Genomic DNA, 14,717 nt, shown 5'->3' with positions numbered 1-14,717 from the left:
AGGAGCTAGAGACGTGAGCATCGAGAAGCCCGAGATCGACTTCCCCGAGGGCGAAGCCCCGAAGGACCTCGAGATCAAGGACATCTGGGAGGGCGACGGCGCTGTTGCGCAGGCGGGCCAGACCGTCACCGTCCACTACGTGGGCGTGGCCTTCAGCACCGGCGAGGAGTTCGACGCCAGCTGGAACCGCGGTACCCCGTTCCGCTTCCCGCTCGGTGGCGGCCGGGTCATCAAGGGCTGGGACCAGGGCGTGCAGGGCATGAAGGTCGGCGGCCGCCGCCAGCTGACCATCCCCGCGCACCTCGCCTACGGCAACCAGAGCCCGACCCCGGCGATCAAGCCGGGCGAGACCCTGATCTTCGTGGTCGACCTGATCGCCGTCTGATCACCTGATCCGACCGGACCCGATCATCCGGGGCCCATGCCTGCTCGGGCATGGGCCCTCGGCTTTTGCCGGGCCACCGCGGGGCGGTACGGTCATCGTTCGTAAGCACATAGGGAGGCGAAGGGCGTCGATGGCCATTGCCAAGGCCGAGCGGCTGATGAACCTGGCGCTGTGTCTGCTCGGGACGCGAAGGCCGCTGAGCAAGCGTGAGCTCCGCGAGTCCATCGAGGCCTATCTGGAAGCGAACTCGGATGACAGCTTCAGCCGTATGTTCGAGCGCGACAAGGACGATCTGCGCGAACTCGGGCTGGTCATCGAGACGGTCGAGAACCTGGACGGCGAGATGGGCTATCTCGCCCGCCGCGACAGCAACCGCCTTCCGCCCATCACCCTCGACGCCGAGGAAGCCGCCGCCCTGGGCCTCGCCGCCAAGGTGTGGCAGCAGGCCCGGCTGGCCGGCGCGGCCAGCGGCGCCCTTCAGAAGCTGCGTGCCGCCGGGCTGCCCGAGGACGTCGACCCGTACGAGGCCCACGGCGCCCTGGAGCCCCGTATCCCCGTCCACGAGGTGGCGTTCGAGCCGCTGATGCTCGCCTGCCGCGACCGCCGCCCGGTCGTCTTCGACTACCGCAAGGCCACCGCCGCGCACCCCGAGCCCCGGCATGTCGAGCCATGGGCGCTGGAGTGCTGGCGCGGGCACTGGTACCTGGCGGGCTGGGACCGCGACCGGGGCGCCGAGCGGGTGTTCCGGCTGTCGCGGATCACCGGCAAGGTGCGCAGCCGCAGCGGGCAGTTCACCGCTCCGGTCCCCGATGTGGTCACCGTGCGCGAGACCGTCGCGGGCTGGGCGGGGGAGACCGCCGACCGCTCCGCGCTGATCCGGCTGCGTTCCGGGGCGGGGTACCCCCTTCGGGCGAAGGCCACGGCGGTGCGGGAACTCGGGGACGGCTGGGACGAGTTGGAGATTCCGTACGGGCACGGGCTGGACGCCTGGCTGGTGGAGTTCGGGCCGGACGTGGTGGTCCTGGAGCCGGCCGAGCTGCGTGCGGACGTGGTGGACCGGCTGCGTGCCGTGGCCAAGGACTGAGGGGGAGCGGAGCAGGACAGTGGCAGGCAAACCGGTCAGGCCCGTCAACGCCATCGACCAGACCCGGCGGATGCTCAGCCTGGTGACGTATCTGAAGGAGCGCCCCGGGGCGCGGGTCGAGGACGTCGCGCGCGCCTTCGGCATCACCGAGGACGAGCTGGTCTCCGACCTCGATGTGCTGCCCATGTGCGGCACGAGTTTCCGGGGCGGTGATCTGCTGGACATCGACACCGACGGCGAGCGCATCTGGTGGCACAACCCCGCCGCGCTCGGCGAGGAGACCGCCGAACCGCTGCGGCTGGCCGCCGACGAGGCGACCGCGCTGCTGGTGGCCGCGCGCGCGGTCGCCACCCTGCCCGGGCTGCGCGAGGGCGACCGGCAGGCGCTGCTGCGCGCCACCGCCAAGGTGGAGACGGCGGCGGGCGAGGCGGCCGGGGCCAGCGCGCGGCTGTCGGTCACCTTCGAGGCCGAGGGAGGCGTCTTCGCCGACGTCGACCGGGCCATCTCCGAGCGGCGCCGGCTGTGGATCCGCTACTACTCGCCGGCCCGTGACGAGGTCACCGAGCGCGAGATCGACCCCATCCGCCTGGTCAGCGTCGGACACACCTATGTCGAGGCCTGGTGCCGCCGCTCCGAGGCGCGCCGCACCTTCCGGCTCGACCGGGTCGCCGAGATCAAGATCCTGGACGAGCCCTCCGCGCCGCCCGAGATCGAGCTCAGGGACCTGTCCCAGGCGCTGGTGCAGCCCGCCGCCGAGGATCCGGAGGTCGTCGTCGAGGTCGGTCCCGGTGGCCGCTGGGTCGCCGAGTACTACCCGCACGACAGCGCGGATGAGCTACCGGACGGCGGACTGCGTATTACCCTGCGCACCCCCGACCCGGCCTCACTGCGCCGTCTGGCGCTGCGGCTCGGACGCGACGGCCGTATCGTCTCGCCGTCCGATCTCGCCGACAGCGCCCGCCAGGCGGCCCGCGAGGCGCTCGCGGCCTATGACGGGGTCGAGGTGCACGCGGTTCACGACAGGCAGGAGCAGGAGCTTTGAGCGAGTCGTCGGTGTCTGGTGTGCAGGGGATCTCCGTGGCGGCCGCCTTCGCCGGGATGAGAAGCGTGGCCCCGGTGGTGTTCAAGGCCGGCTGCCCGGACTGCCGCAGCAGCTTCGAGCTCACCGCCGCCGCCCTGCGGCTGGCCATCGGCGCCACCAGCAAGAGCACCTTCTACTCCTTCACCTGCCCCGACTGCGGGGTCCTCGTCCGCAAGCCGGCCGGGGAGCGGATCGTCGAGCTGCTCACCGGCGGCGGGGTGCGCACCCTGCGGCTGCACTCGGCGACCTAGGGCGTGTTGCGAAAGTCCCGCCGCCCGGCCTGCCCTCCGGGCGGACGACGGGACTCTCGCAACACGCCCTAGCGGCCACGCGGAGGGTCTAGGCTCGGCGTCATGTTCTGGCCGATGTTCGCGGTAGCTGTGGGTTTTCTGGGCCTCGCCGTTCTCGGGGTGCTCGCCGTGCGGGTGTTCCTGGAGGCGCAGCGCCTCGGCAGGCAGGTCAGCGACTCGGCGCGCCGTATCAACAGGGCCGCCGAGGACCTGGAGCGCGCGGCCGTGAGTACCGCCCGCTCCGTCGACTCACTGTGACCGCCGCTGTGCGAGACGTGTGAGTCCTGGGACGCAGGCGTTTTGGGTCACTTCGGCCTGTCACCCGGACCACGGGGGCAGGTACGCTGCTGGTCGCGGCCCGGAGAACGAGGCCCGGACCGCGGACCGGGAGTACGCACGGGGATTGCCTCACGTTTACCCCTGAGCGTTACGATCGCTGACAACACGATCGATCGGACAGGTGTCCGACCGGTCGGACAGCATCCCACCCCCAGCCGCCTCGGTGAGAAGGTAAAGACTTATGTTCGGAAGGCTCGGCGCCCCCGAGATCATTCTCATCCTCGTCGTCGTCATCCTGCTGTTCGGCGCGAAGAAGCTTCCCGACATGGCGCGCTCGCTCGGCAAGTCCGCTCGCATCCTCAAGAGCGAGGCCAAGGCGATGAAGGAAGAGGGCAGCAGCACGGCCACCCCGGCCGGCCCGCCGAACACCGGTGAGCAGACCCCCGCCCAGCGCACCATCCAGGCCTCTCCCGGCGACGTGACCAGCTCGCGCCCGGTCACCGAGCCGACGGACACCACCAAGGCCTGACGCAGGGCCGGACCCGTCCGGCCTGCCGCATGAGATGAGGACGTGGGTTGCCCAAGTCTGCCCGCAAGCAGGAGAAGGATCCCGAGGGGCGGATGCCCCTTGCGGATCACCTTCGTGAGCTCCGCAACCGGCTCGCGAAAGCGATGCTGGCCATCGTCATCGTGACGATCGTCGCCGCCTTCTTCTACAACGACATCATCAACTTCCTCACCAAGCCGATCCTCGACTCGGTCGGCTGCGGGAAGTCCTTCGAGGAGCTGGCGAGCGCCGCCAAGTCCAGCGACACCGGCCAGCAGTGCGCCCGGATCACCATCAACGGTCTGCTCGCGCCCTTCACGCTGGCCCTTCAGGTCTCCCTGATGGCCGGTGTCGTGTTCGCCTCACCGATCTGGCTGTACCAGCTGTGGGCCTTCGTCGCCCCCGGTCTGCACCGCAACGAGAAGAAGTACGCCTACGGCTTCGTCTTCACCGGCGTCCCGCTGTTCCTGGGCGGTGGTTTCTTCGCGTACAAGGTGCTGCCGACCACCGCCAAGGTGCTGATCGACTTCACCCCGCACGGCGTGGACAACCTGCTGCCGCTGGACGACCTGCTGCAGCTGGTCACCCGCATGGTGATCGTCTTCGGTCTCTCCTTCGAGCTGCCCCTGCTGCTGGTCATGCTGAACCTCACCAGGGTGCTCACCGGCAAGCGGATGCTCGGCTGGTGGCGCGGCATGATCATGGGCATCACGGTGTTCGCGGCGGTCGCCACGCCCAGCACCGACCCCATCTCGATGCTGGCCCTCGCCGGACCGATCTGGGTCCTGTACTTCGGCGCGGTCGCGTTCTCGCTGACCAACGACAAGCGCAGGCGCCGCCGCGAGGAGGAGGGCCCCGCCGACGACGAGGCCTCCGACCTGGACCTGACCCCCGAGGACATCGGCGAGGTCGAGACCGTCTCCGCGAGCCGGGCGCTGCCCGAGCAGGCGAGCACGGACCGGGTCAACGGCTATGACGACGTGACCTGAGACCCCAGCGCGCCGGACCCCGCCGCGACAGACGGCGAGAGGTGCCCATGTCCCCCGTGACGTGGGCACCTCTCGGTGTTTGAGAGCCCGTCTTCCGGATAATGATCGTCCTGTTGTCAGTGGGGCCCGGTACGCTCGAAAGCACGATGACAGAGGACCTCTCTCCGGCCGAGCGGTATGCGGCTGCCCGTCAGCGCGCCGCCGAGCAGGCCACCGCGCTCGCCTCCTTCCGCGAGATGTACGACTTCGGCCTCGACCCCTTCCAGATCGAGGCCTGCCAGGCACTCGAAGCGGGCAAGGGAGTGCTGGTCGCGGCACCCACCGGCTCCGGCAAGACGATCGTGGGCGAGTTCGCCGTCCACCTCGCCCTGCAGCAGGGCAAGAAGTGCTTCTACACGACGCCCATCAAGGCGCTGTCGAACCAGAAGTACGCCGATCTGTGCCGCCGTTACGGCGCGGACAAGGTGGGCCTGCTCACCGGCGACAACAGTGTCAACTCCGAGGCGCCGGTGGTCGTGATGACCACCGAGGTGCTGCGGAACATGCTGTACGCCGGCTCGCAGACCCTCCTCGGACTCGGGTACGTGGTCATGGACGAGGTGCACTACCTCTCCGACCGGTTCCGGGGTGCCGTATGGGAAGAGGTGATCATCCACCTTCCCGAGTCGGTCACGCTGGTCTCGCTCTCCGCGACCGTGTCGAACGCCGAGGAGTTCGGCGACTGGCTCGACACCGTCCGCGGTGACACCCAGGTGATCGTCTCCGAGCACCGGCCCGTGCCGCTGTTCCAGCATGTGCTCGCCGGGCGGCGGATGTACGACCTCTTCGAGGAGGGCGAGGGCAGCAAGAAGGCCGTCAACCCGGATCTGACGCGTCTGGCGCGGATGGAGGCCAGCCGGCCCTCCTACCAGGACCGGCGGCGGGGCCGGGCCATGCGGGAGGCCGACCGGGAGCGCGAGCGCAGGCAGCGGTCCCGGGTGTGGACGCCCGGGCGGCCCGAGGTCATCGAGCGGCTCGACGCCGAGGGCCTGCTGCCGGCCATCACCTTCATCTTCAGCCGGGCCGCCTGCGAGGCCGCCGTCCAGCAGTGCCTGTACGCGGGGCTGAGACTGAACGACGACGAGTCGCGGGAACAGGTCCGTGCCCTGGTCGAGGAGCGCACCGCCTCGATCCCGACCGAGGACCTGCATGTCCTCGGCTACTACGAGTGGCTCGAAGGGCTCGAGCGGGGCATCGCGGCCCACCACGCGGGCATGCTGCCGACCTTCAAGGAGGTCGTGGAGGAGCTGTTCGTACGGGGCCTGGTGAAGGCCGTGTTCGCGACCGAGACGCTGGCGCTGGGGATCAACATGCCCGCCCGTTCGGTGGTGTTGGAGAAGCTCGTCAAGTGGAACGGCGAGCAGCACGCGGACATCACCCCGGGCGAGTACACGCAGTTGACCGGACGTGCGGGGCGGCGCGGGATCGACGTCGAGGGCCACGCCGTCGTGCTCTGGCAGCGCGGGATGAGTCCCGATCATCTGGCGGGGCTCGCGGGCACCCGCACCTATCCGCTGCGCTCCAGCTTCAAGCCGTCGTACAACATGGCGGTCAACCTGGTGGAGCAGTTCGGGCGGCATCGGTCGCGGGAGCTGCTGGAGACGTCGTTCGCGCAGTTCCAGGCCGATAAGTCGGTGGTCGGCATCTCCCGGCAGGTACAGCGCAACGAGGAGGGGCTCGAAGGCTACAAGGCCTCCATGACCTGCCACTTGGGCGACTTCGACGAGTACGCGCAGCTGCGGCGGGATCTGAAGGACCGGGAGACCGAGCTGGCCCGGCAGGGGGCGGCGCAGCGGCGGGCCGAGGCCGCGGTGGCGCTGGAGAAGCTGAAGCCGGGCGACGTCATCCATGTGCCCACGGGCAAGTACGCCGGTCTCGCACTGGTGCTGGACCCCGGACTGCCCGCCGGGCGGTCCAACGGACATCGTGGCTTCGAGCATCACGACGGGCCCCGCCCGCTGGTGCTGACGGCCGAACGGCAGGTCAAGCGGCTGGCCTCGATGGACTTCCCGGTGCCGGTCGAGGCCCTGGAGCGGATGCGGATCCCCAAGTCCTTCAACCCGCGCTCCCCGCAGTCGCGCCGGGACCTGGCCTCGGCGCTGCGGACCAAGGCCGGGCACATCCCGCCGGAGCGGGCGCGGAAGCAGCGGTCGCAGGCGGCCGACGACCGCGAGATCGCCCGGCTGCGGACCGCGCTGCGGGCGCACCCCTGCCATGGGTGCAGCGACCGTGAGGACCACGCCCGGTGGGCCGAGCGGTATCACCGGCTGCTGCGGGACACCTCGCAGCTGGAGCGGCGGATCGAGGGGCGCACCAACACGATCGCGCGGACCTTCGACCGGATCGTGGCGCTGCTGACCGAGCTGGACTATCTGCGCGGCGACGAGGTCACCGAGCACGGCAAGCGTCTGGCCCGGCTGTACGGAGAGCTGGACCTGCTGGCGAGTGAGTGTCTGCGGGCCGGGGTGTGGGAAGGGCTCGCACCGGCCGAACTCGCCGCCTGTGTCTCGGCGTTGGTGTACGAGGCGCGGGTGGGCGACGACGCGATGGCGCCGAAGCTGCCGTCCGGGAAGGCCAAGGCCGCGCTCGGGGAGATGGTGCGGATCTGGGGTCGGCTGGATGCCCTGGAGGAGGACTTCCGGATCACCCAGAGCGAAGGTGTGGGACAGCGGGAGCCGGATCTGGGCTTCGCCTGGGCCGCCTACATGTGGGCCTCCGGGAAGGGGCTCGACGAGGTGCTCCGGGAGGCGGAGATGCCCGCGGGGGACTTCGTGCGGTGGTGCAAGCAGGTGATCGATGTGCTGGGGCAGATCTCGGCGGCGGCGCCGGTCTCCGCCGAGGGCCCGACCGTGGCCAAGGCCGCGCGCAAGGCTGTCGATCTGTTGCTGCGGGGGGTTGTCGCCTACTCGTCGGTGGGGTGAGGGTCTGCCGGGCGGGCGCGGGTGAGCTGCGGTTCCGCGCGGTCCCCCGCGCCCGCCGACCAGGCCTTGCGCCCGCCGAGAGGGCTTGCGCCCGCCGAGAGGGCTTGCGCCCGCCGAGAGGGCTTGCGCCCGCCGAGAGGGCTTGCGCCCGTCGAAAGGGCTTGCCGCTAGCGTTCGTTCACGTAGGTGCGCCAACTGCCGTACGACGTGATGTCCTCGGCGTTCGTCAGTGCGCTCGGTTCGCACAGGAAGCCAGGGACGCTGGTGCCGTCCGCCAGTTCGACGCTGCCCAGGGCCATGGGGCGGGGGAGCGCCGTGAGGAAGCGGCCCAGCCCTTCGGCCGGCAGACGCCACACCTCTGCCTCTATCTCTGCGCCGCCTTCTCCCACGTGGACGAGGCCGGGCTTCGGCGGGTCCGTGCGCAACGCGTGCAGGCGGTAGAGCGGGGCCGTCGTGGTCGTTCGGTCGAGTCGGGCGCCCAGGGCCAGCAGCTGTGGATTCAGCGGCTGGCCGGTCAGATGCGCGCCCACCACCGCCAGCCGGGTCTCCGGCTGGAGCAGGGCCGCGATCCTCGCGAGACGCTCGTCCGTGAAGGCGGGGCCGATCAGCATCACGCCGAAGGGGAGCGCGTTCACCTCGCCCCCCGGTACGGCCACCGCCGCCAGGTCGAAGAGGTTGGTGGAGTTGGTGAAGCGGCCCAGGCGGGCGTTGGCGCCCAGGGGGTCGGCCGCCACATCGGCGAGGGTGGGGTGGCCGGGGGCCGTGGGGAGCAGCAGGGCGTCCGCGTCCGACAGTTCGGCCAGGGCGTGGGCGCGCAGGGCCGCCAGGCGGTCGGTGTCGGCGTAGAGCTGGTGGGCGGGGATGTCACGGGCCCGGGTGATGATGCCCGCGACGGTGGGGTCCAGGCCCTCGGCGCCGTCGGTGATCGCCTTGTCGACAAAGGCACCGACCGCCGTGTAGCGCTCGGCGACGAAGGCTCCCTCGTAGAGCATCGCCGCGGCCTCGGTGAAGGGGGTCAGGTCCAGGGTGTGGATGTCGGCGCCCGCCCGGCGCAGCCGGTCCACCGCGGCCTCGTACGCCTCCGCCCAGCCTTCGTCGAGCTCACCCAGCTGACCTGGGCGGGGGACGGCTATCCGCCAGGGGCCCGGGGCGCGTTGAGGCAGGGGCGGGAGGGCGCGGGCCGGTGGGGCCGTCATATGGGCGAGGGCCTGTTCGGCCTCGGGGAGGGTGCGGGCGAAGACGGTGACACAGTCCAGGGAGGCGCAGGCCGGGACCACGCCGGTCGTGGGGACCAGGCCCCGGGTGGGTTTGAGGCCCACGATGCCGTTGAAGGCGGCCGGGACCCGGCCCGAGCCCGCCGTGTCCGTGCCCAGGGCGAAGTCGACGAGGCCGAGGGCCACGGCGACCGCCGAGCCGGAGCTGGAGCCGCCGCTGATCCGGGTCGGGTCGTGGGCGCCCCGGACCGCCCCGTACGGGGAGCGGGTGCCGACCAGGCCCGTGGCGAACTGGTCGAGGTTGGTGGTGCCCAGGACTGTCGCGCCCGCGGCCCGGAGGCGGGCCACCACCGGTGCGTCCGCCTCGGGCTCGTAGGCGTACGACGGGCAGCCCGCCGTGGTGGGCAGGCCGGCCACGTCTATGTTGCCCTTCGCGGCGAACAGGCGTCCGGCGAGGGGCAGTCGCTCGCCGGCGGCGACCCGCTCGTCGATCGCTCGTGCCTCTGCCTCGACCTCGGGCCGAGGGCGCAGGTCGATCCAGATCTCGGGGCGGTCCACCGCCTCGATACGGGCGTAGGCGGCGTGGACACGGGTGAGAGCGGACATGGGGTGTTCCTCTTTCAGTTCGTCGCCGGGGCGAGGACCAGCAGTGCCGTTCCCGCCTCCACCTGGTCGCCCGGTCTGGCCAGGATCTCCGTCACCACGCCGTCCATCGGCGCGTGCACCCTGGACTCCATCTTCATCGCCTCCAGGGCGAGCAGGGGCTGGCCCGCCGAGACCGAGTCGCCGGGTTCCACGTTCAACTGCCATACGGAGGCGGCGAATTCGGCCTCCACCAGGCGGCCGCCCGCCGGGACGCTCACATCGGCGGGGGGCGCCGGCGGTGCCGAGGCCGCTTCCGCCCGGGCGAACTCGCCCGCCGCTTCCCAGGCGTCCCGCTCCGCCGAGAAGGCGGCCTGCTGGCGGGACCTGAACTCGGCTATGGAGTCAGCCTGTTCGGTGAGGAAGGTCTGGTAGCCGGCCAGCGAGAACGTGCCCTCCTCGATGCGCGGGACGAAGCGGCCGGAGGTGATGTCGGCCCGGAGGGAGAGGAGTTCGTCCGCGTCCACGGGATACCACTTGATGCGGTCGAAGAAGCGGAGCAGCCAGGGGGAGCCCGGCTGGAAGGCGCCGCGCTGCTGCCAGGGGGACCAGACCTGGGTGGTGCGGCCCACGAACTGGTAGCCGCCCGGGCCCTCCATGCCGTAGACGCACAGATAGGCGCCGCCGATGCCCACCGAGTTCTCGGCCGTCCAGGTGCGGGCCGGGTTGTACTTGGTGGTGACGAGACGATGGCGGGGGTCGAGCGGGGTGGCCACGGGGGCGCCCAGGTAGACGTCTCCCAGGCCCAGTACGAGGTATTCGGCGTCGAAGACCGTGCGATGCACGTCGTCGACGGTGGCGAGGCCGTTGACCCTGCGGATGAACTCGATGTTCCAGGGGCACCAGGGGGCGTCGTCGCGGACGCCCGCCATGTAGCGGGCCGTCGCCTCCCGGGTCGCCGGGTCGTCCCAGGAGAGCGGGAGATGGACCGTGCGGGAGGGCACGACCAGCTCGTGGGTGGGAGGCAGCGCGGCCGCCATCTCCCTCACCGTGGCGAGGAGTTCGTCCAGGGGGAGGCGGGCGGGGTCCGTCTGGATCTGCAGGGAGCGGATGCCGGGGGTGAGGTCTTTGACGCCGTCGGGGGCGTCCGCCGCGACCGCTTCCATCAGGGCGTGCACCCGCATGCGCAGGGCCAGGTCCAGCTGCATGGGACCGAACTCGACCAGCAGGTTGTCGTCGCCGCTGCGGCGGTACGTCACATCGCCGTCGCGGGCCAGGATGCCGCCGTCGACGATCGCGGGACGGGGCGCGCCGTCGGTCCGGACCGGGGCGAACTTCACGGTGTCGCCCGGGCGCAGCTGGCCCAGCTTCCAGCGCTCGGTGCTGAGCACCGTCGCCGGACAGACGAAGCCGCCCAGCGACGGGCCGTCCGGGCCCAGCAGGACCGGCATGTCGCCGGTGTAGTCGACGGCGCCGACGGAGTACGGGGTGTCGTGGATGTTGGACGGGTGCAGGCCCGCCTCGCCGCCGTCGGTGCGGGCCCAGCGGGGCTTGGGGCCGACGAGGCGGACACCGGTGCGCGCCGAGTTGAAGTGGACCTTCCAGTCGGCGGCGTAGAAGTCGTGGACGTCCTGTTCGGTGAAGAACTCCGGTGCCGCGTGCGGGCCTTCGGCGGCGCCGAGGTGCCAGACGGCACCGAACGGCGGGCGGTCCTCGGCGGGCACCGGGGAGCCGGCGGCGACCGTACCGCCGTGCAGGACGTCGCCGGTGCGCAGGGCCCGGCCGCCGTGGCCGCCGAAACGGCCGAGCGTGAAGGTGCTCGCGCTGCCCAGGAAGGGCGGGACGTCCAGTCCGCCGGCGAACAGCACATAGGTCCGCAGGCCGTGTTCGGTGGGCGCGCCGATCTCCAGTACGGCGCCCGCGGGCACGGTCACCGGCTCCCACTGGGGGACCGGTGTGCCGTCGACGCTCACCGGTGCCGGTGCGCCCGTCACACAGACCGTCGTCGGATGCGTGAACCTCAACGTCGGTCCCTGGAGCGTGCATTCGAGACCCGGGGCGCCCTCACGGTTGCCCAGCGCGCGGTTGCCGAGACGGAAGGAGCGGTCGTCCATCGGGCCGCAGGGGGGTACGCCGACCTGCCAGTAGCCGGTGCGGCCCGGCCAGTCCTGCACGGTGGTCAGGGTGCCGCCGGACACGACCTCGACACGCGGGGTGGGGTCGGTCACCGCGGCGAGCGTCGCGGTGGAGTGGGCGGCGGCCCGGAACGCCTCGTCGTCGAGGGCCGCGCGGACCAGGCCCAGGTTGGTCTCGATGCCGTCCACCCGGGTGCGGGACAGCGCCTCGTCCAGGCGGCGCAGGGCGTGGGCGCGGTCGGGGCCGTAGGCGATGACCTTGGCGAGCATGGGGTCGTAGGAGGTGGTGACCTCGGTGCCCGTCTCTACCCAGCCGTCCACGCGGACGCCGGGCGGGAACTCGACCCTGGTCAACAGGCCCACGCTGGGCCGGTGTTCGCGTGAGGGGTCCTCCGCGTAGAGGCGGGCCTCCACGGCGTGGCCGCGCGGGGCGCCGGGGTCGGTCACCACGTCGCGCTCACCCCGGGCCAGACGCAGCATCCAGGCGACCAGATCGACGCCGTAGATCTCCTCGGTGACCGGATGTTCCACCTGGAGGCGGGTGTTGACCTCCAGGAAGTAGGCCTCCTCGCGGGCGGCGTCGTAGACGAACTCGACGGTTCCGGCCGAGCGGTAGCCGACCGAGGCGCACAAGTCGCGGGCGGATGTGGCGAGTTGGTTCCTGATGCGGTCGGGCAGGCCGGGTGCCGGGGCCTCCTCCAGGACCTTCTGGTTGCGGCGCTGCAGGGAGCAGTCGCGGTCGCCGAAGGTGACGACCCTGCCCTCGCCGTCGCCGAAGACCTGTACCTCGACATGGCGGGCGTGCTCCACCAGGCGTTCCAGGAAGACTCCGGCGGAGGAGAAGGAGGCGGCGGCGACGCGTTGGACGCGGTCCCAGGCGTCGGTCAGTTCGTCGGCCGATCGACATGCCGACATACCGATGCCACCGCCTCCGCCGGTCGCCTTGAGCATGACGGGATAGCCGATCAGCTCGGCCCGCGCGAGCGCCTCGTCCAGCGATCCCAGCAGTCCGGTCCCCGGGGCCAGCGGCACTCCTGCCGCCTCGGCCGCCGCGCGGGCCGTGTGCTTGGCGCCGAAGAGTTCGAGCTGGTCCGGCGTCGGGCCCACGAAGACGATGCCGGCCTCCTCGCAGCGGCGCGCGAACAGCGCGTCCTCGGAGAGGAAGCCGTAGCCGGGGTGGATCGCCCCCGCGCCGGTGTCCTTGGCCGCCTTCAGGACCAGGTCGGCGTCGAGGTACGACTCCTTCGCGGGCGCCGGGCCGAGCCGGACCGCTTCGTCGGCGAGCCGGACGTGGGGGGCGGAGCGGTCGGGGTCCGAGTGGACGGCGACGGTGCGCAGGCCCAGTTCGCGGGCGGTGCGGATGATCCGTACCGCTATCTCACCCCGGTTGGCGACCAGGAGGGTGTCGAAGCTCATCCGGCCGCCCCGATCGTCATCTTCACCGCGGTCGGGTCGAAGCCGTTGCAGGGGTTGTTGATCTGGGGGCAGTTGGAGACCAGGACCAGTACGTCGCGTTCGGCGCGCAGGGTCACTTCGAGTCCCGGGGCCGAGATGCCGTCGACGATGCCGAGGGTGCCGTCCTTCTCGACCGGTACGTTCATGTACCAGTTGATGTTGGAGACCAGGTCGCGCTTGCCCAGGCCGTGGCGGGAGCCCTCGGCGAGGAAGTTGTCCACGCAGGCGTGCTGGGACCAGGTGTGGTGACCGTAGCGGAGGGTGTTGGACTCCTTGGAGCAGGCGCCGCCGACCGTGTCGTGGCGGCCGACCTGGTCGTCGACGACGGTCATGAGGGGGGTGTGCTCGTTGGAGAGCAGCACACTGCCCGTGGTCAGGAAGATGTTGCCCTGCGCGTGGATGGTGTCGGGCGCGCTGTAGCGGACCGATGTGTCGTGGGCGTCGTAGACGAGGAAGTCGACCGCCTGGTTGCCGTGCAGGTCGGCGATGGTGAGGGTCTCGCCCTCGCGGATCACGGACGACCAGGCGGCGCGGGCCGCGACGACGGTGGTACGCCCGGGCAGCGGTGTGTTCGTGCTCATGCGAGCCCCCTCGCGGCAAGGAATTCGGCGGTGTTGAGGAACGCGCGGCGGCCCTCGGGAGTGGCCTCCCAGAGCGGGTCGCCGGGTGGTGTCGGTGCCGCGCGCCAGGCCAGGACCTCCAGGGGGGTGCTGGTGTAGTCGGGGCGCGGGTCGGCCGGGTGCGGGACGTTGGCGATCAGCACCGTCAGGTCCTGCTCGGCGCGGAGCGTGACGCTCGCGCCGGGGCCGGCCGAACCGGTGAAGTCCAGGGAGCCGTCGTCGCGGACCTCGACGCCCTGGAAGAAGGAGAGGGACGGGGGCAGGTCGCGGGGCTCCAGGCCGTTCTTCGCCGCGGCCAGCTTGAACAGCTCGCGGCCCGCGGGGGACGGGGACTGGGGGGTGCCGTCGCCGTAGCGCTCGGTGTTGCGGACGAGGGTGGAGGTCCCGCACAGCGTGTCATGGCGTCCGGAGGTGTCGGCGGTCACCGACGCCAGAACGCGGCCCTGGTCGGACAGGAGCAGCCGGCCCTCGGACAGGTAGGCGTTCCACTGGACCTTGACCGTGTCGGCCACGTTCAGGCGTTCCCAGGGCCGGTCTGCCACGAAGAGGACCAGATGGGCGCAGGCGTCGCCGCGCAGGTCGGTCAGGCGCAGCTCGGTGCCGCGGGCCAGAACGCGGTGGGTGTAGTTGCCGCCCGCGACCGTCTCCGCCCAGACCAGATGGCCCGCCTCGCAGGGTGGGGCCGGCCAGTCGGCGGCCGGGACGACCGGCATCGCCTCCGCACGGGCGCCCTCCTGGGCGCGGGCGTGGTCTCGGGCTCCGTATGTGGTCGCTGTCGCCATCGCGGACCTCCGGCTGCGGGGTCGATTCGTCGATTCAGGTGCCGGGTTGGCTGTTCGCTCCCAGCGCCGTATTTCTGTCGCTCGACAGAAATTAGGAGCCGGGCGGGTCGGCGGCATTGCCCACGCGTTGCCGGTCGGTTACCGAGCCCTCACCGTGGCGGGTGCCGGGCTCTCGGCGGGTCGGTTGCTGAGCCCTTGCTGTGCCGGGTCCCGGGCTCTCGGCGGGTTGGTTGCTGGCCCTTGCTGTGGCGGCTGCCGAGCGCTCGCCGTGCCGGTTGCTGAGCTTTTGCCGTGCCGGGTCCCGGGCGCTCGCC

General features: G+C 71.5%; 12 protein-coding genes. 8 read left to right on the top strand and 4 right to left on the bottom strand.

Annotation, left to right across the window (positions count from 1 at the left end; genetic code table 11):
* Positions 1-13: 13 nt before the first annotated feature.
* From ABZT17_RS06245 to ABZT17_RS06210, 8 genes are all read left to right on the top strand, one after another.
* Complete coding sequence (locus ABZT17_RS06245; RefSeq protein WP_356344337.1) at positions 14-385, top strand: FKBP-type peptidyl-prolyl cis-trans isomerase; 372 nt, start codon at positions 14-16, stop codon at positions 383-385.
* 130 nt (positions 386-515) lie between these two features.
* Positions 516-1,469: a WYL domain-containing protein gene (locus ABZT17_RS06240; RefSeq protein WP_356344334.1), complete on the top strand. Its 954-nt coding sequence runs from the start codon at positions 516-518 to the stop codon at positions 1,467-1,469.
* Positions 1,470-1,488: 19 nt separating this feature from the next.
* The gene (locus ABZT17_RS06235; RefSeq protein ID WP_356344332.1) at positions 1,489-2,511 is read left to right on the top strand and encodes a WYL domain-containing protein; all 1,023 of its coding nucleotides are present in this window, start codon (positions 1,489-1,491) and stop codon (positions 2,509-2,511) included.
* The gene (locus ABZT17_RS06230) at positions 2,508-2,801 is read left to right on the top strand and encodes a hypothetical protein (RefSeq protein WP_356344330.1); all 294 of its coding nucleotides are present in this window, start codon (positions 2,508-2,510) and stop codon (positions 2,799-2,801) included. The genes ABZT17_RS06235 and ABZT17_RS06230 overlap by 4 nt, the downstream gene beginning before the upstream one ends.
* A gap of 102 nt (positions 2,802-2,903) precedes the next feature.
* Positions 2,904-3,098, top strand: coding sequence for a hypothetical protein (locus ABZT17_RS06225; protein ID WP_356344327.1), 195 nt, complete (start codon positions 2,904-2,906; stop codon positions 3,096-3,098).
* A 262-nt stretch (positions 3,099-3,360) separates the two neighbouring features.
* The gene (gene tatA, locus ABZT17_RS06220) at positions 3,361-3,648 is read left to right on the top strand and encodes a Sec-independent protein translocase subunit TatA (RefSeq protein ID WP_356344324.1); all 288 of its coding nucleotides are present in this window, start codon (positions 3,361-3,363) and stop codon (positions 3,646-3,648) included.
* A 47-nt stretch (positions 3,649-3,695) separates the two neighbouring features.
* A complete protein-coding gene (tatC, locus tag ABZT17_RS06215; protein WP_356344322.1) occupies positions 3,696-4,655 on the top strand; it encodes a twin-arginine translocase subunit TatC in 960 nt (319 codons plus the stop codon).
* 101 nt (positions 4,656-4,756) lie between these two features.
* Entirely contained in the window at positions 4,757-7,615 is a 2,859-nt protein-coding gene (locus ABZT17_RS06210) for a DEAD/DEAH box helicase (protein WP_356344320.1), read from the top strand.
* Positions 7,616-7,782: 167 nt separating this feature from the next.
* On the opposite strand, the gene atzF is transcribed toward ABZT17_RS06210, so the two are convergent.
* From atzF to ABZT17_RS06190, 4 genes are read right to left on the bottom strand one after another with little or no spacing between them, the layout of a single operon-like run.
* Complete coding sequence (gene atzF, locus ABZT17_RS06205; protein ID WP_356344318.1) at positions 7,783-9,435, bottom strand: allophanate hydrolase; 1,653 nt, start codon at positions 9,433-9,435, stop codon at positions 7,783-7,785.
* A 14-nt stretch (positions 9,436-9,449) separates the two neighbouring features.
* Positions 9,450-12,962, bottom strand: coding sequence for a 5-oxoprolinase/urea amidolyase family protein (locus tag ABZT17_RS06200; RefSeq protein ID WP_356344315.1), 3,513 nt, complete (start codon positions 12,960-12,962; stop codon positions 9,450-9,452).
* Positions 12,959-13,582 carry an urea amidolyase associated protein UAAP2 gene (locus ABZT17_RS06195; RefSeq protein ID WP_356344313.1) on the bottom strand — a complete coding sequence of 208 codons (624 nt, stop codon included), beginning with the start codon at positions 13,580-13,582 and terminating at the stop codon, positions 12,959-12,961. Before ABZT17_RS06195 ends, ABZT17_RS06200 begins: the two co-directional genes overlap by 4 nt.
* Positions 13,579-14,403: an urea amidolyase associated protein UAAP1 gene (locus ABZT17_RS06190; protein WP_356344311.1), complete on the bottom strand. Its 825-nt coding sequence runs from the start codon at positions 14,401-14,403 to the stop codon at positions 13,579-13,581. Before ABZT17_RS06190 ends, ABZT17_RS06195 begins: the two co-directional genes overlap by 4 nt.
* Positions 14,404-14,717 lie beyond the last annotated feature (314 nt).

Origin of the sequence: Streptomyces sp. NPDC005648 (genome assembly GCF_040605395.1) — a bacterium.
In the GTDB taxonomy this organism is placed as follows: domain Bacteria; phylum Actinomycetota; class Actinomycetes; order Streptomycetales; family Streptomycetaceae; genus Streptomyces.
The sequence above is the reverse complement of the archived record's forward strand: the minus strand, read 5'-3'. Positions and strand labels throughout refer to the sequence as shown.

What these genes read in the sequence shown, in the direction of transcription:
- ABZT17_RS06240 (WP_356344334.1), top strand. Translation starts at nt 516, where the DNA reads ATGGCCATTGCCAAGGCCGAGCGGCTGATGAACCTGGCGCTGTGTCTG.
- ABZT17_RS06225 (WP_356344327.1), top strand. Translation starts at nt 2,904, where the DNA reads ATGTTCTGGCCGATGTTCGCGGTAGCTGTGGGTTTTCTGGGCCTCGCC.
- tatA (WP_356344324.1), top strand. Translation starts at nt 3,361, where the DNA reads ATGTTCGGAAGGCTCGGCGCCCCCGAGATCATTCTCATCCTCGTCGTC.
- ABZT17_RS06210 (WP_356344320.1), top strand. Translation starts at nt 4,757, where the DNA reads ATGATCGTCCTGTTGTCAGTGGGGCCCGGTACGCTCGAAAGCACGATG.
- atzF (WP_356344318.1), bottom strand. Translation starts at nt 9,435, where the DNA reads ATGTCCGCTCTCACCCGTGTCCACGCCGCCTACGCCCGTATCGAGGCG.
- ABZT17_RS06200 (WP_356344315.1), bottom strand. Translation starts at nt 12,962, where the DNA reads ATGAGCTTCGACACCCTCCTGGTCGCCAACCGGGGTGAGATAGCGGTA.
- ABZT17_RS06195 (WP_356344313.1), bottom strand. Translation starts at nt 13,582, where the DNA reads ATGAGCACGAACACACCGCTGCCCGGGCGTACCACCGTCGTCGCGGCC.
- ABZT17_RS06190 (WP_356344311.1), bottom strand. Translation starts at nt 14,403, where the DNA reads ATGGCGACAGCGACCACATACGGAGCCCGAGACCACGCCCGCGCCCAG.